Source organism: Micromonospora sp. GCM10011542 (genome assembly GCF_042650685.1).
GTDB lineage: Bacteria > Actinomycetota > Actinomycetes > Mycobacteriales > Micromonosporaceae > Micromonospora.
On sequence record NZ_JBHSBO010000019.1, the window covers coordinates 1 to 15,218 of the forward strand.

Here is a 15,218-nt window from a genome sequence, read left to right on the forward strand (position 1 = left end):
CGAACTACCCGGAACCACTCCGACGACTCAACGACACGCCGACCTAACAAAGCACTACTAGGGCGTGTCTGCCGATCATGACACCAGTGACGGCGGCCATGGCGCGAACGTTGGGGCAGGTCAAGCCTGCTGCAGGCCGGCAGCGCCGTCGTGTCCGGATTGAGCCGTCTTCCAATGCGGTGGGCGGCCGTTTGCGCCGCCCAACCACGTCGACAGCGGCCCCTGATTCTGTCCTACGGATCGGCGCATGGCGTTGACCAAGGCCAGTTGCGCTCGGGCCGGTGCCACCATCGCTTGCTCGAACTGGTCCTGCGACAGTGGTGCGGTCGTCGTGTCCACCCCTGTGGTGACGTCCAAGAGCCGCTGCACCGCTTGGCCGAACTTGTCGATCTCGGCGGTGACCGCGCTCGGGGCGACGAGGCTGGCTGACATCAATGCGGCGCTCCACGCAGCCCAGTCATAGTCCCAGCCCGTGCGTCCCAGGTGAGCGCGCCGCAAGATCATTGAGAACGTGGCGTACTCACGCAGCAGGTCCTGGTAGGCCATGAGTTGCCGGTCCCGTAGCCAGTGTCGGTCCTGTGCATGGCGGGTGAGCATCCCGCCGACGAAAACCCCGACGGTCGCCGAGAGCGCGCCGCCAACTGTCGTGACAACGATATCCACCAACGCCATGAAACCTCCCCGTGACCGGCGGTGTCTCACAACAACCCGCCAGAGTCCTGTCCCGTCGATCATGGAAGCCAGATGATGGCGGCGATGAGGATTCGGGGATGACGACGGCCTCTCCCGAGCGTCTAGTCGCCGGTGGCGTCGGCCGGGCGCCGCCGGGCCGCGTCGTCCGCGATGATCACGGTGGCCACCATCAGCGCGACGCAGAGGCTGAACAGCCACGACTCGTCGGAGACGAGCCACGCGGAGACGGGCGCCTGGAGCGCGGCGAGCAGGAAGCCGAGCCAGGCGAGGCGGCGCTGACGTGGGGTGAGGATGCCGGAGCCCTGTTGCATTCCGAAAGTCTTACGCGAACCGGCCGGGTTGCCGTCACCCGATCGGCCGATTCTGGATGAGCTGTCCGTTTTCTCGACCGTCCGGACGGCACTTCTTGCCGTGCCCCCGGCAGCACGCCGCGGGCGGTAGGCTCCGGCCGCTGCGGCAGGATGGTCTCCCGTGTCCACCACCCCCGTGCCGCCGCGCGCCTCGTTGCTCCTGCTGGCCTACCTGGCCTTCGTCAGTCTCGGCCTGCCGGACGGACTGCTCGGCGTGGGCTGGCCCTCGATCCGGGGGGACTTCGGCGTACCGACCGAGGCGGTCGGCCTGCTGCTCACCGCCGGTACCGCCGGCTACCTCACCTCCAGCGTGCTGGCCGGGTTCACGCTGGCCCGGGTCGGCGTGGGCGCCCTGTTGGCCGGCAGCACCCTGCTGGCGAGCCTGGCGCTCACCGGCTACAGCGTGAGCCCGGGCCTGACCGTGCTGGTCGGCTGCGCGCTGCTGCTCGGGCTGGGCTCCGGCGCGATCGACTCGGGGCTCAACGCTTACGCCGCCGGCGCGTTCGGCCCCCGGCACATGAACTGGATGCACGCGTTCTTCGGTCTCGGCGTGGCGATCGGCCCGCTGATCATGACGGGGGCGCTCAGTGCCGGGCTGGCCTGGCGGTGGGGGTACGGCATCGTGGCCGCCGCCCAGCTCGCCCTCGCCACCGCGTTCGCGCTCACCGTGCGGGCCTGGCGCCAGCGCGCCGCGCCGGGCGGGCCCGTCGAGCGGGCACCGGGCCCCCGGCCGGTTGTGCGGGTGCGGGAGACACTGCGGCTGCCAGCTGTCTGGTCCGGGGCGCTGGCCTTCGCGCTCTACGTGGCCATCGAGGTGGCCGCCGGGCTGTGGGCGTTCCTGCTGCTGACCGAGGGGCGGGGGCTGGGCGCGACGGTGGCCGGCGCCTGCGTCTCCGCGTACTGGGGGAGTCTCTTCCTGGGCCGGGTGGTGCAGGGCGTGGTGGCCGAGCGGCTGGGCCCGGCACGGGTGCTGCGCGTCAGCCTCGCCGGCATGGCGGTCGGCGCGGCCCTGATCGCCGTACCGGGACCCGCGGCGCTGGCCGTGGCCGGTCTCGTCGTGGTGGGCTTCGCCGCCGCGCCGGTCTTCCCGCTGCTCACCCTCACCACCGCCGACCGGGTCGGCGCGGCGCACGCGGACCGGGCCATCGGACTCCAGATCGGCGCCGCCGGCCTGGGCGCGGCGCTGGTCCCGGCCGGACTCGGCGTGCTGATCGGCAACACGTCGGTCCGGGTGCTCGGCCCCGCCCTGCTGGTGCTCGCGCTGGCGCTGATCGCGCTGCACGAGCTGGGCGTCCGCCGACCCGGTCGCCCGGCAACGGGTGCGAGCGGGGACAGCGCGCCGGACGAGACCGGGGCGCAGCCGGCCGCGTCCCGGCAGCCGAGCGGGGCCGATCAGATGTTGTCCGGACCGGTCCGGCCGGTGGTCGAGGGTCGGTAGGCGCGCTCCGGGTCGGTCGGCTCACGCCCGGCGCCCCGGGCCTGACCGCCGCGGTCCACCGCCGCGGGCCCGTGCCCGAACGCGGCCTCCTCGCCGGCGTCGTTGCCGGTCACGTCGTCGGCCTCCCCGTCGAGGCTGGAGCCGGCCACCGCCCGGTTCAGTTCCTCCAGCGGAGTCCGTTCCTCGTCGCGCCACACCTTGTTGTCGTCGGTCATGCCAACAGCCGTACCCGGGCGCGATGATCGCAAACGGTGCCGCCCGGCCGGGCCGGCGTGGTCGGTCGACCGGCCCCGGACACGGCGATGGCCGCCGGGTACACCGGCGGCCATCGGAGCGCTTACCCGAGATCAGGGCTGCGGACGGTCGACCTTGCCGCGCCATGCGCCGGTCTCCTGACCGCGCCGCTCGATGAAGGTCTTGAACCGCTCCAGGTCGCCCTTGGCCCGCCGGTCGACGATGCCGAGCTTGTCGCCGGCCTGCTCGACCATGCCATGCGGCTCGAACTCGAGCTGCAGGGTGACCCGGGTCTTGTCCTCCTCCAGCCGGTGGAAGGTCACCACACCGGCCTGCTGGGTGCCGCCGGTGGAGCGCCACGCGACCCGCTCGTCGGGGAGCTGCTCGGTGATCTCAGCGTCGAACTCGCGCTTCACCCCGGCGATGTCGACCGTCCAGTGGGTCATCGTGTCCGACAGCTGCCGGACCTCCCGGACCCCCTCCATGAACTGGGGGAACTCCTCGAACTGGGTCCACTGGTCGTAAGCGGTACGCACGGGTACGGAAACGTCAACGTGTTCGGTAACGCCACTCATCAGGCATCCTCCTTCGTCCACTGGTGTTCGTCCGGATCGGGGGCGATCCGGTCACCAGCGGGTTGTCTCGTTCTTGTGGCCCAGCGCGGCCCACACCTCGGAGACCGTCTGGTAGCGGGTGCCCTCGGGCAACCGCTGCAGGTCGGCGACGATGTCGTCCGGCGCGTCGTTGTCCCGCGCGTTGGCGATCAACGTCTCCCGGTCGCCGGGCAGGGCGCTCAGCGTGAGGAACCGGCCGAGCCGGCTGCGCAGCTCGACGTCCTCGCTGCTCATCCCCTTGGGCGCGCCGCTGCGCGTCTCGCCGGCGGGCACGGTGGTCGTCCCCGGCTGGTCCTCACCGGCCGGTTCCGGCTCGCGGAACTCGTCGACCCGGGAGCCTGCGGCCCCCGGCCCCTGGATGAGCCCGCTGACCTCCTGGCTCATCTGTTCGTCGAGCCTCGGTCCGTGCTTGCTGTTGCCACGCTCCATGCCTTCTGCGCTACCCGGCAGCCGGCCCGATAAACCGGCACCGGGTCATGAGCCGGCCGGCGAGCGGGGTGGCAGGACCGGCTCCTCCGGGTCCGGGTCGCCGGCCTGCAACCGCCGGCCGCGCTGCACCTCGGCGTTGATCTGCACCCCGAGCATGAGCGCGGAGTTCGACAGGTAGAGCCAGACCAGGAACGCGATAACCGCGCCCAGGCTGCCGTAGGTGGCGTCGTACGAGCCGAAGTTGGCCACGTAGAGACCGAAGCCGAAGGAGGCCACCACCCAGGCGAGCAGGGCCACCGCGCCGCCGGGGGTCAGCCAGCGGAACCGGGGCTGCTGCACGTTCGGGGCGATCCAGAACAGCAGCGACAGCAGCACCATCATGATCATCGCGAGTACCGGCCACTTGGCCACGCTCCAGACCGTGCGGGCCAGACCACCGGCGTTGATCACGTCGCCGATCGCGTCGGTCACCGGGCCGCTGATGATCAGCCCGGTGGCGACGATGGCGAGCAGCACCAGCGAGACCGCGGCCAGGCCGATCTGCAACGGCCGCAACTTCCAGAACGGCCGTCCCTCGTCGACCCCGTAGACGGCGTTGGAGGCCCGGGTGAACGCGCCGATGAAGCCCGACGCCGACCACAGTGCGCCGAGCAGACCGAAGCTGAGCAGCGCCTTGGCGGAGTTCTCCTGGTCCACCACCTCGCTGATCACCTTGAGCATGCTCTCGTTGGCGACCACCGAACCCGCGCCCATCTGCTTGGCCAGGTCGACCACCGTGTCGACGGTCTGCTCGCCGTTGGAGACCAGGCCGACCAGCGCCACCACCACGATGGCCGACGGAAAGAGCGCCAACACCCCGTAGTAGGTCAGCGCGGCGGCCCAGTCCGAACAGTTGTCGGAGACGAAGTTCTGGGCGCTGCGTACCAACACCCCCCGCCAGGTCCGCCAGCTCAGCTGCCGCATCCGCCGGGGCACCCGCCGCCCCCGCTGTCCGCCGAGCGCCGCGCCGGGCTCCGTCGTCGTCATGCCCGCTCCCTGTGCCCCGGCCGCCGGATGACCGGAACATCCGACTTCGCCTGGCCGGGCCGGTACCCCCGGCTCGAAATCGACAAACCCGCCGCTGGCCGGCCGGGTGTCGGCCCGGTTTGCCGGCCCGGCCCTGGGGAACGGTCACATCAGACTCTGTCGACACGGAGGAGGACGAGATGCCCGGGCGCGAGGACATGCCCAGCACGCTGCGACGCTCCCCGGACAAGGCGCGGCGCACCTGGGAGAAGACGCACGACTCGGCGGTGGAGACCTACGGCGAGGGGGAGCGGTCGCACCGCACCGCGTTCGCCGCCGTCAAGCACCAGTTCGAGAAGGTGGGCGACCACTGGGAGCCCAAGGGCCGCAAGGGCCCGAGCGACCGCCAGGCCGCCGGCGGCGGACCGGAGCGACGGGCGCCCACGGCGAGCGGGGTGGACGCCAACGCCACCAAGGACCACCTCATGTCGGTGGCCCGCGAACTCGACGTGCCGGGCCGGTCCAGCATGACCAAGCCCGAGCTGGTCAAGGCCATCGAGAAGGCCAACGACCGGGCCACCCGCAAGGCCCGCGGCGACTGACGCCATCGACGCGACGCGGTACGGGCGGGCGGAGCTCTCTCCGCCCGCCCGCGTCGTCACCAGTGCCCGCCACCGGGCGCCTCGATGTGCACCGCCTTGGTGGCGGTGAACTCGTCGAGCAGCTCCGGGCCGTACCCGAACCCGTGCCCGCTGGCCCGGCGCGGGTGCGCGGCGCCTCCCGGCGCCCCGCCGAAGACCGCGTTGACCTTGACGGTGCCCACCGGCAGCTCCCGCCAGGCCCGCTGCGCGTGGCTCATCGAGCCGGTCAGCACGGTGGCGGCCAGCCCGTACGGGGAGTCCGCGGCGCAGCGCAGTGCCTCGTGGAACGAGTCGACCACCACCACCGGGGCGACCGGCCCGAACGTCTCCTCCCGGACCAGCGGCATGTCGTGCCGGCAGTCGCTGACCACGGTGGCCGGATAGAACGCACCCGGCCCCTCCGGCAGCTCGCCGCCGGCGCGCAGCCGAGCGCCCGCCGCCACCGCGGCGGTGACCTGGCCGTGCACGTGGTCGCGGTGCCGCCGGTCGACCAGCGGACCCAGCTCGGTCCGCGGGTCCCGGCCGGGGCCGACCCGCAGCGCCTGCGCCCGGTCCACCAGCGCGGCCACGAAGTCCTCGGCCACGTCGCGGTGCACGTAGACGCGCTCCACGGCGACGCAGATCTGTCCGGCGTTGGCGAACGCGCCCAGCGCGGCCTGCTCGGCGGCCCAGACCGGATCCACGTCGGCGTCGACCACGAGCGGGTCGCTGCCGCCGTTCTCCAGCAGCGCCTTGGCGCCGGTGCGGGCGCAGGCCGCGGCGATCGCCCGGCCGGTCGCGGTGGAACCGACGTGCGCGACCACGTCGACCTCCTGACCGGCCAGCGCCGCGCCGACCTCGGGGCCGCCGGTGAGCAGCGACAGCACGCCGGCCGGCAGCGCCTGGTCGAGCGCGCGGGTCAGCAGCCAGCCGGTCGCCGGGGTGCGTTCGCTGGGCTTGTAGAGCACGACGTTGCCGGTGACCAGGGCCGCGCCGAGCAGACCACAGGAGACGGCCACCGGGTCGTTCCACGGGGTGATCGCGGCCACCACGCCGCGTGGCTGCGGCGTCATGAAGTCCAGCGCGTGCGCCCCGCCGTGCAGGGTCCGCCCGCCCCGGACCGGGGCCAGCTCCGCGTACTGTCGCAGCGTGCCGATGCCAGCCTCGACGCCACCGCGGGCGTCCGCCAGCGGCTTGCCCATCTCGGCGGTGACCGACGCGGCCAGCTCGTCGATGACCGCCTCGACAGCGTCCGCGGCCCGGTGCAGCGCCGCCGCCCGCTCGGCCGGGGCGGTCGCCGCCCACTCCCCGGCAGCGCCGCGCGCCGCCTCCACCGCCTTGCCGACCTCGTCGGCCGTCGCCACCGGCACCGCGGTGACCGGCGAGCCGTCGGCCGGGTCGTGCACGACCAGCTCGCCCCCCTCGCCGCCCGCGCCCCACACTCCGCCTATCAGCTGCGCAACCGTGTACATGCGGCAGTGGATGCCCCGGCCCCCGCGAGGCAAACGCGTTTCGCCCGGTTGCGCGCCGGGTAGGCGGATCGGATGACTTCCACCGGCGCGGAGAGCTCGGACGCCGTCGTCGTCGGGGCCGGGCACAACGGTCTGGTCGCGGCCAACCTGCTGGCGGACGCGGGTTGGGACGTGGTGGTGCTGGAGGCGACCGCGGTGCCGGGCGGGGCGGTCCGCTCCGCCGAGGTCACCGCACCCGGCTACCTCAGCGACCTGTACAGCTCGTTCTACCCCCTGGGGTACGCCTCACCGGTGCTCGACGGTCTCGACCTGTGCCGCTACGGCCTGTCCTGGCGGCACTCCCCGGACGTGCTGGCGCACCTGCTGCCCGACGGGCGGGCGGCGGTGATCAACCGCGACCCGGACGAGACGGCCGCCTCGCTGGAGACGTTCGCGCCGGGTGACGGCAAGCGGTGGCTCAACGCGTACACCGACTGGCTCGAGGTCGCCGAGCCGATGCTCGACGCCATCACCTCGCCGTTCCCGCCCGTGCGTGGGGGGATCGGCCTGCTGCGTCGGCTGCGCGTCGCCGGGGCGCTGCGGCTGGCCCGGCGGCTGGTGGTGCCGGTCCGCAAGCTCGGCGACGAGCTCTTCGAGGGTGATGGCGGGCCGGCGCTGCTGGCCGGCTGCGCCCTGCACACCGACCTGTCCCCGGAGGAGGCCGGCTCCGGGGTGTACGGATGGCTGCTCGCCATGCTCGGCCAGCAGGTCGGCTGGCCGGTGCCGGAGGGCGGCGCACAGAAGATCACCGACGCGCTGGTGGCCCGGCTGATCGAGCGGGGCGGGCGGATCCACTACGGCGCCCGGGCCGACCGGGTGCTCACCGCCAGGGGCCGGGCGATGGGAGTACGCACGGTCGGCGGCGCGCTGTGGCGGGCCCGGCGGGCGGTGCTCGCCGACGTACCCGCGCCCGCGCTCTACCTGGACCTGGTGGGCGCGGCGGCCCTGCCGCCCCGCCTCGTGGAGGACCTGGCGCACTTCAGGTGGGACGGCTCGACGCTGAAGGTGGACTGGGCGCTCTCCGCGCCGGTGCCGTGGACGAACCGCGCGGTGGCCACCGCCGGCACCGTGCACCTCGGCGCCGACCTGGACGGGCTCACCGCGTACTCCGCCGAGCTGGCCCGCGGCGAGGTGCCGCGAAACCCGTTCCTGCTGGTCGGGCAGATGTCGGTGGCCGACCCGAGCCACTCACCGCCGGGCACCGAGTCGCTCTGGTCGTACACCCACCTGCCGTTCCGTCGCGAGTGGGGCGCCGAGGACGTGCTCGGGCACGTGCAGCGGATGGAGGAGGTGCTGGAGGAGGCGGCCCCCGGCTTCCGCAGCCTCATCGTCGGGCGGCACGTCGCCGGGCCGGCCGACCTGGAGAAGGGCGATCCCAGCCTGGTCGGCGGCGCGCTGGGCGGCGGCACCGCGGCCGCGTACCAGCAGCTGTTCCTGCGCCCGATCCCCAGCCTGGGCCGGGCCGACACGCCGGTGGACCGGCTCTTCCTGGCCAGCTCGTCGGCGCACCCGGGTGGCGGTGTGCACGGCGCTCCCGGCGCGAACGCGGCGCGGGCCGCGCTGGCCCGGGACCGCGCCCTCACCGGCCGCGCCTACGCCGCCGCCATCGCCGCCGCGCACCGCACCATCTACCCCGACTGATCCAGCCGGAGGCGGGCCGCGAGCCGGCGTCGACCGTGAGGTTGTCGGGTGTACGGACCGGCGGGCTCATAATGGACCCGCCGGTGGGGAGGTCAGGACGTGATGTTGCGGTGCTTGCTGCGCAGCCGGAACGGCATCAGCGCGCTTTCGATCTTGGTGGCGGTGGTCATCTTCGACACGCCGTCGTACCGTTCCTCGAAGCGGATCGGCACCTCCAGGATCGTGTGGCCCAGCTTGGTGGCCAGGTAGTGCATCTCCACCTGGAAGCTGTAGCCGTTGGACTGCACCCGGTGCAGACCGATGTCCTGCAACGCGTCCGCCCGCCAGATCTTGAAGCCGGCGGTGAGGTCCCGGATCCGCACCCGCAGCAGCGTGTGCACGTAGAGGTTCGCCCATCCGCTGAGCGCCCGCCGGTACAGCGGCCAGTTCTCGTCCAGCTCGCCGCCGGGCACGTACCGCGAACCGATCACCACGCCGGCCTGGGTGGACAGCAGCGCGCCCAGCATCCCGGGCAGCGCCTCCGGCGGGTGCGACAGATCGGCGTCCATCTGCGCCACGTACTCGGCGCCGGAGTCCAACGCCCGGCCGATGCCGTCCACGTACGCGCGGCCCAGGCCCTCCTTGCCGGCCCGGTGCACCACCTCGATCCGGTCCGGGTGCTCGATGGCCAGTTTGTCCGCCACCTCACCGGTGCCGTCCGGGGAGTTGTCGTCGGCGACGAGGATCCGCAGGCCCGGCAGCGGCAGCGCGAGCAGGCGCTCGACCAGCACCGGCAGGTTGCCCGCCTCGTTGTAGGTGGGCACCACGACGGTCAGACGCGCGTCCCGCCACGGCGACGGCAGCTGCACGGGTTTGATCATGTCGGACATCCTCGGTTTGCGGGCAGGGTTACCAGAGAGGGTAGCCAGTTGCCTCATCCGGGTGGGAAAGGCCTCCCCGTCCCGGCGCGCCGGGACGCCGCCCTGGTCAGCGCTGGCGGCGGACCAGGGCGGTGACGGCCAGGCCGAGGCCGGCCAGCGCGACGCCGGAGAGGGCCGGTTTGTGGGTACCGACCCAGAGCGCCGCGGAGCGGCTGCGCGCCCGATCGGTGAAGACGCCCTCCGCGCCCCGGTCGCGTTCGGCGTCCATGGGATGGTCGAGGTTGTCCCGCCAGGTGGCCGGGTCGATCTCGTCGCCGGTCTGCTGGCTGTCGTACCCGTCGCGGGCCAGCTTGCGGTCGAGCAGGCCGGGAATGAGGATGTCGCCCAGCCGGGCCCGCCAGGTCGGGCCGCCCACGTTCAACTCCCGGGTGCCGTGGTCGGCGGCCCAGGCGACGGCCTGGGCGGCGACCTCGGGCGCGAAGATCGGCGGCACCGGCTGCGGGTGCCGGGGCAGCCGGGTACGCACCCAGGAGAACTGGGGCGTGTTCAGCGCGGGCAGCTGCACCATCGACAGCTTCACCCCGGGGCAGTCGTGCAGCAGCTCGGCGCGCAACGAGTCGTTGAACCCCTGGATGGCGTGCTTGGTGGCGCAGTACGCCGACTGCAACGGAATCCCCCGGTACGCCAGGGCCGAGCCGACCTGCACGATCGCGCCCCGGCCGTGCGCGCGCATGTGCCGCAGCGCGGCCAGGCTGCCGTGCACGGTGCCGAGGTAGTTGACCTCGGTGACCCGGCGGAACTCGACCGCGGAGATCTCCCAGGCGGGCGCGAACACCGACACCATGGCGTTGTTGATCCACACATCGATGCCACCCCAGTGGTGCACCACGTCGTCGGCCGCCTGCTGCACCGCGCCCGCGTCGGCGACGTCGACCCGGTAGGTACGCACGTCGGCGGCGCCGCGCCGGCGGCAGTCCCGCTCCGCGGCGGCCAGCCCCGCCTCGCCCCGGGCCAGCAGAGCCAGCCGGGCGCCCCGGGCCGCGTACTCGTGGGCGATCGCCCGGCCCACGCCGGCACTCGCGCCGGTCACCACCACGGTCTGCGTCACTGCTCGCCCTTCTGTCGGGTGGCGATGTCGGCGAGCCGGTTGAGCGTCTCCCGGTTACGCAGGTGCAGCACCAGATCGTTGAGCTTGTTGCGGACCCAGCGCAGCGGACCGGCGGCGAAGTCCTCGCCGATACGTACCCGGGTGGCGCCCCCGCCGACCGGTTCCAGGGTGAAGGCCACGACCGCCTCACCGGCCGGCCACAGACCGGCCCGCAGCACCAGCCGGTGCGGTGGTTCGCACACCAGCACCGTCGAGGTGTCCTGCAAGGAGAACGGCCAGGGGCCCGCCTTGTGGTGCAGCCGGCTGCCCACCCGGGGCCAGGCGTCGTCCACGTCCCGCACGTGCACCGTGCCGACCACCCAGTCGCTGTACGTCCACCCGTCGGCCAGCACGTCGAAGACCTGCTGCGGGGGAGCGTCGATCACTTTCTCCACAATCGCCACTGCGCTCCCATACCCTGACTCCCGCCGCCGCTAACGGGCCGTGGGTTAGCTTCTCCCGGGCGGCGGGTAAGGCCGACGCGGGCGCCGGTCGCGGTGACGCCCCGGCGTGCCGAGAAGGACGTTTACTCCTCGGGGCGCAGGGAACCCGCCGCCTGTGCGACAGGACCAGGAGGATCCGGATCAGCGCAGGTCAGCCCCGGTGTACGCCGGTGCTGACCGGGCCGGTTCCAGGCCCGTCGTCATAGACCGCCCGGTCCTGTACGACGCGGTGTTGCTCGATCGGGACGGGACGCTGGTCGAGGACGTGCCGTACAACGGTGATCCCGACAAGGTGCGCGCGGCGCCGGGGGCGCGGGAAGCCCTGGACCGGTTGCGGTCGGCCGGGTTGAAGCTGGCGGTGGTGACCAACCAGTCGGGTCTGGCCCGGGGCTACTTCGACCGGGAGCAGATGCGGGCGGTGCACGCGCGCATCGAGGAGCTGCTGGGTCGCTTCGACGCGTGGCTGGTGTGTCCGCACGACGACTCCGACGGGTGCGCGTGTCGTAAGCCGGCGCCCGGGTTGGTGTACGCGGCGGCCGAGGCGGTGGGCACGACGCCCTCGCGGTGCGTCGTGGTCGGGGACATCGGTCGGGATGTGGAGGCGGCGTTGGCCGCCGGTGCGGCCGGGGTGCTGGTGCCGACGCCGGTGACCCGGCCGGAGGAGGTCGCCGCCGCCGGGTGGGTGGCCCGCGACCTTCCCGCCGCCGTGGAGGAGATCCTGCGCCGCGGGGCTGCGGTGCGCGGCCGGTCGCCGGCCCGGACCGGTGGACGGGCGGGCACGGTGCTGGTGGTGCGCTCGGACTCGGCCGGGGACGTGCTGGTCACCGGGCCGGCGATCCGGGCCGTGGCCGCTGACGCCGAGCGGGTGGTGCTGCTGTGCGGGCCACGCGGACGCGCCGCCGCGACCCTGCTGCCCGGCGTCGACGAGATCATCGAACACCCCCTGCCCTGGATCGAGGCCACACCCGACCCGGTCGACCCCGCCGACATCCGCGAGTTGACCACCCACCTCGCCACGGTCGACGCCGACGAGGCGATCATCTTCACCTCGTTCCACCAGTCACCACTGCCCCTGGCCCTGCTGCTACGCATGGCCGGCGTACCCCGCATCGCCGCGATCAGCGACGACTACCCCGGCAGCCTGCTCGACGTACGCCACCGAGTCCCCGTCGGCGTCCCCGAACCCGAACGCGCACTGTCCCTCGCCGCCGCCGCCGGACACACCCTGCCCACCGACGACGAACCGGTCCTGCGCCTCCGCCCCCAGCCGGCCCGACCGGCGGACCTCGGCCGACCCGGTTACGTCGTGTTCCATCCCGGCTCGGCCGCGTCGAGCCGCGCGTGCCCGCCGCAGGTGGCGGAGGGGATCGTGCGGGCCCTGCACGCCGCCGGGCACCGGGTGCTGGTCACCGGCGGGCCCGACGAGCGGGACGTGACCGCCCGGGTGGCCGCCGCGGGCGGCGTCGACCTGGGCGGCCGGACCGGGCTCGCCGAGCTGGCCGCGATCGTCGCCGACGCCGGCGCCCTGGTGGTCGGCAACACCGGGCCGGCGCACCTGGCCGCAGCGGTCGGCACCCCGGTCGTCAGCCTCTTCGCACCCACCGTCCCGTTCGGACAATGGGGCCCGTACCGGGTGCCCACGGTCCGCCTCGGCGACGCCGGAGCACCCTGCCGGGACACCCGCGCCGCGCACTGCCCGGTACCCGGACACCCCTGCCTCAGCGGCATCGACCCGACCCAGGTGGTCGAGGCGCTGCGCCGGGTGGGCGTACCGCCGGAGCCCACCGCGCCCACGGCGGGACTGACCGGCGCCATCGGTGTGCGGGGTGGCGGCGGGCCGGCGGTCGCCGTCACCGGCGGGGGCGGGCCATGAACGTCCTGCTCTGGCACGTGCACGGCTCCTGGACCACCTCGTTCGTGCACGGCACCCACCGCTACCTCATCCCCACCACCGCCGACCGCGGCCCCTACGGCCTCGGCCGCGCCCGCACCTACCCCTGGCCCGACACCGCCATCGAAATCACCCCCGACCAGCTCCCCAACACCCCCATCGACCTCGTCATCCTCCAACGCCCCGAAGAACTCGACCTCACCGAACAATGGCTGCACCGCCGCCCCGGCCGCGACCTGCCCGCCATCTACGTCGAACACAACACCCCCAAGGACGGCCACGTCCCCAACAGCCGCCACCCCCTCGCCGACCGCGACGACCTGCTCATCGCCCACGTCACCCACTTCAACCAGCTCTTCTGGGACACCGGCACCACCCGCACCACCGTCGTCGACCACGGCATCGTGGCGCCCACCGCCGAGTACAGCGGGGAGCTGGACCGGCTCGCGGTGGTGATCAACGAGCCGGTCCGACGGTGGCGGGTCACCGGCACCGACCTGCTGCCCCGGTTCGCCGAGATCGCACCGCTGGACGTCTTCGGCATGAAAGTGGCCGGGCTGGCCGACCATCTCGGCCTGCCCGCCGACCGGCTGACCAGCCACGACGACGTGCCCCAGGACCGGATGCACGCCGAGCTGGCCCGGCGCAGGGCGTACCTGCACCTGTGCCGGTGGACCTCACTCGGGCTCAGCCTCATCGAGGCCATGGCGATGGGCATGCCCGTAGTCGCCCTGGCCACCACCGAGGCGGTGGCGGCGGTACCCCCGGCGGCCGGCGCCCTGGCCACGCGGATCGACACGCTGCTCGACGCCGCCCGTCGGTTCGTCGCGGAGCCGGCGACCGCGCGACAGGCCGGCGCGGCGGCGCGGAGCGCCGCGCGCGACCGGTACGGGCTCGACCGTTTCCTCGCCGACTGGGACCGGCTGCTGGAGGAGGAAGTATGCGCATCGCGATGATCTCGGAGCACGCCAGCCCGCTCGCCATCCTCGGAGGCGAGGACGCCGGCGGCCAGAACACGCATGTCGCGGAGCTCTCCGCCGCGCTCGCGGCCGCCGGGCACGACGTGCGGGTCTACACCCGCCGCGACGCGGTGGACCTGCCCGTGACCGTGCGCAGCGCGGACGGGTACGCCGTGGTGCACGTACCGGCCGGGCCGGCCGAGCCGGTGGCCAAGGACGCGCTGCTGCCGCACATGCGCGAGTTCAGCCACTGGCTCGTCGAGCGGTGGCGCGGTGGGGACTGGATGCCCGAGGTGATCCACGCGCACTTCTGGATGAGCGGGCTGGCGGCGCTGACCGCCGGCCGGCAGACCGGGGTGCCGGTGGTGCAGACGTACCACGCGCTGGGCGCGGTGAAGCGCCGCTACCAGGGCGTGCAGGACACCAGCCCGGCCCGCCGGGTGGCCTACGAACGGGAGCTGGGCCGCTCCGTGGACCGGGTCGTCGCGCAGTGCCGCGACGAGGTCGGCGAACTGGTCCGGATGGGCGTGCCCCGGTCCCGGATGACCGTGGTGCCGTCCGGGGTCAACCTCGCCACCTTCGCCCCGCTCGGCCCGGTCGTCGACCGCGAACCCGGCCGGGCCCGGATCCTGACCGTCGGCCGGCTGGTCGAGCGCAAGGGCTTCCAGACCGTGATCCGCGCGATGGCACTCGTCCCGGACGTGGAGTGCGTGGTGGTCGGCGGACCGCCGGCCGGGCTCCTGGAGACCGATCCGTACGCCCGGCGGCTGCGCGCCCTCGCGCAGTCGTGCGGGGTGGCCGACCGGGTGCGGCTGGTGGGTGCGGTGCCGCGTGAGGAGATGGGTCGTTGGTACCGCTCGGCGGACCTGCTGGTCGCCGCGCCCTGGTACGAGCCGTTCGGGCTGACCCCGCTGGAGGCGATGGCCTGCGGTGTGCCGGTGGTCGGCACCGCCGTCGGCGGGATCCGGGACACCGTGGTCGACGGTACGACCGGTGACCTGGTTCCGGCCCGCGACCCGCGGGCCCTGGGCGGCGCGATCCAGCGGCTGCTCGACGACCGGATCCGCCGCTTCGCGTACGCCACGGCGGCGCGCGAGCGGGTCCGGTCGCACTACTCCTGGGCGGTCACCGCGGAGCGGCTGGCGGAGGTCTACGCCGAGGTCGCGACGGTGCGCAAGCCGACCCGGGTGGTGGCTTGATGCCGGCGGAGACCGTGCTGGACACCCATCTGACGAATCTGGCCGCCGCGCTGGTGCCCTACCGCAGCTGTGAGTCGCAGCTGGCCCGCTGGGGCACCGAGCTGGCGCACCGGTTGGCGGGTGGTGGGCGGCTGCTGGTCGCCGGCAACGGCGGCAGCGCCGCCGAAGCCCAACACCTCACCGC

16 protein-coding genes and 1 pseudogene are annotated in these 15,218 nt (G+C 73.7%); 7 read left to right on the plus strand and 10 right to left on the minus strand.

Features of this window, described 5'->3' with window-relative positions; genetic code table 11:
* Positions 1–120: 120 nt before the first annotated feature.
* Both ACFOW4_RS06040 and ACFOW4_RS06045 read right to left on the minus strand, forming a co-directional pair.
* Positions 121–672: a hypothetical protein gene (locus ACFOW4_RS06040; RefSeq protein ID WP_377525262.1), complete on the minus strand. Its 552-nt coding sequence runs from the start codon at positions 670–672 to the stop codon at positions 121–123.
* Positions 673–794: 122 nt separating this feature from the next.
* A complete protein-coding gene (locus ACFOW4_RS06045; protein WP_377525263.1) occupies positions 795–1,004 on the minus strand; it encodes a hypothetical protein in 210 nt (69 codons plus the stop codon).
* A 160-nt stretch (positions 1,005–1,164) separates the two neighbouring features.
* On the opposite strand from ACFOW4_RS06045, the gene ACFOW4_RS06050 reads away from it, so the two are divergent.
* On the plus strand, positions 1,165–2,481 hold the full coding sequence (locus tag ACFOW4_RS06050; RefSeq protein ID WP_377525265.1) for an MFS transporter: 1,317 nt from the start codon (positions 1,165–1,167) through the stop codon (positions 2,479–2,481).
* On the opposite strand, the gene ACFOW4_RS06055 is transcribed toward ACFOW4_RS06050, so the two are convergent.
* The 4 genes from ACFOW4_RS06055 to ACFOW4_RS06070 all read right to left on the minus strand — a co-directional run bounded on the left by ACFOW4_RS06055 (position 2,436) and on the right by ACFOW4_RS06070 (position 4,784).
* On the minus strand, positions 2,436–2,696 hold the full coding sequence (locus tag ACFOW4_RS06055; RefSeq protein WP_377525266.1) for a hypothetical protein: 261 nt from the start codon (positions 2,694–2,696) through the stop codon (positions 2,436–2,438). The genes ACFOW4_RS06050 and ACFOW4_RS06055 overlap by 46 nt on opposite strands.
* 132 nt (positions 2,697–2,828) lie before the next feature.
* Positions 2,829–3,290: an SRPBCC family protein gene (locus ACFOW4_RS06060; protein WP_377525267.1), complete on the minus strand. Its 462-nt coding sequence runs from the start codon at positions 3,288–3,290 to the stop codon at positions 2,829–2,831.
* Positions 3,291–3,341: 51 nt separating this feature from the next.
* The gene (locus ACFOW4_RS06065) at positions 3,342–3,758 is read right to left on the minus strand and encodes a DUF2795 domain-containing protein (RefSeq protein ID WP_377525269.1); all 417 of its coding nucleotides are present in this window, start codon (positions 3,756–3,758) and stop codon (positions 3,342–3,344) included.
* A gap of 45 nt (positions 3,759–3,803) precedes the next feature.
* Positions 3,804–4,784, minus strand: coding sequence for a YihY/virulence factor BrkB family protein (locus ACFOW4_RS06070; protein WP_377525270.1), 981 nt, complete (start codon positions 4,782–4,784; stop codon positions 3,804–3,806).
* A gap of 179 nt (positions 4,785–4,963) precedes the next feature.
* Between ACFOW4_RS06070 and ACFOW4_RS06075 the strand changes: the two genes are divergently transcribed.
* Positions 4,964–5,365, plus strand: coding sequence for a ChaB family protein (locus tag ACFOW4_RS06075; RefSeq protein WP_377525272.1), 402 nt, complete (start codon positions 4,964–4,966; stop codon positions 5,363–5,365).
* 56 nt (positions 5,366–5,421) lie between these two features.
* Here ACFOW4_RS06075 and ACFOW4_RS06080 read toward each other — a convergent pair whose 3' ends face one another.
* Positions 5,422–6,855, minus strand: a complete 1,434-nt coding sequence (locus tag ACFOW4_RS06080) for an aldehyde dehydrogenase family protein (protein WP_377525273.1) — start codon at positions 6,853–6,855, stop codon at positions 5,422–5,424.
* Positions 6,856–6,927: 72 nt separating this feature from the next.
* Here ACFOW4_RS06080 and ACFOW4_RS06085 point away from each other — a divergent pair, with 72 nt between their 5' ends.
* Positions 6,928–8,535, plus strand: a complete 1,608-nt coding sequence (locus tag ACFOW4_RS06085) for a phytoene desaturase family protein (RefSeq protein WP_377525275.1) — start codon at positions 6,928–6,930, stop codon at positions 8,533–8,535.
* 92 nt (positions 8,536–8,627) lie between these two features.
* Here ACFOW4_RS06085 and ACFOW4_RS06090 read toward each other — a convergent pair whose 3' ends face one another.
* From ACFOW4_RS06090 to ACFOW4_RS06100, 3 genes are all read right to left on the minus strand, one after another.
* The gene (locus tag ACFOW4_RS06090; protein WP_377525276.1) at positions 8,628–9,395 is read right to left on the minus strand and encodes a polyprenol monophosphomannose synthase; all 768 of its coding nucleotides are present in this window, start codon (positions 9,393–9,395) and stop codon (positions 8,628–8,630) included.
* A 106-nt stretch (positions 9,396–9,501) separates the two neighbouring features.
* The gene (locus ACFOW4_RS06095) at positions 9,502–10,503 is read right to left on the minus strand and encodes an SDR family oxidoreductase (RefSeq protein WP_377525278.1); all 1,002 of its coding nucleotides are present in this window, start codon (positions 10,501–10,503) and stop codon (positions 9,502–9,504) included.
* Complete coding sequence (locus ACFOW4_RS06100) at positions 10,500–10,946, minus strand: SRPBCC family protein (RefSeq protein ID WP_377525279.1); 447 nt, start codon at positions 10,944–10,946, stop codon at positions 10,500–10,502. The genes ACFOW4_RS06095 and ACFOW4_RS06100 overlap by 4 nt, the downstream gene beginning before the upstream one ends.
* 154 nt (positions 10,947–11,100) lie before the next feature.
* Here ACFOW4_RS06100 and ACFOW4_RS06105 point away from each other — a divergent pair, with 154 nt between their 5' ends.
* The 4 genes and pseudogenes from ACFOW4_RS06105 to ACFOW4_RS06120 form a co-directional block, all read left to right on the plus strand.
* Positions 11,101–12,858 carry an HAD-IIIA family hydrolase gene (locus tag ACFOW4_RS06105; RefSeq protein ID WP_377525281.1) on the plus strand — a complete coding sequence of 586 codons (1,758 nt, stop codon included), beginning with the start codon at positions 11,101–11,103 and terminating at the stop codon, positions 12,856–12,858.
* On the plus strand, positions 12,855–13,832 hold the full coding sequence (locus ACFOW4_RS06110) for a glycosyltransferase (RefSeq protein WP_377525282.1): 978 nt from the start codon (positions 12,855–12,857) through the stop codon (positions 13,830–13,832). The genes ACFOW4_RS06105 and ACFOW4_RS06110 overlap by 4 nt, the downstream gene beginning before the upstream one ends.
* The gene (locus ACFOW4_RS06115) at positions 13,817–15,034 is read left to right on the plus strand and encodes a glycosyltransferase (protein ID WP_377525284.1); all 1,218 of its coding nucleotides are present in this window, start codon (positions 13,817–13,819) and stop codon (positions 15,032–15,034) included. The genes ACFOW4_RS06110 and ACFOW4_RS06115 overlap by 16 nt, the downstream gene beginning before the upstream one ends.
* Positions 15,031–15,218: pseudogene (locus ACFOW4_RS06120) on the plus strand (phosphoheptose isomerase); the annotation flags it as partial. The gene ACFOW4_RS06115 and the pseudogene ACFOW4_RS06120, both read left to right, overlap by 4 nt.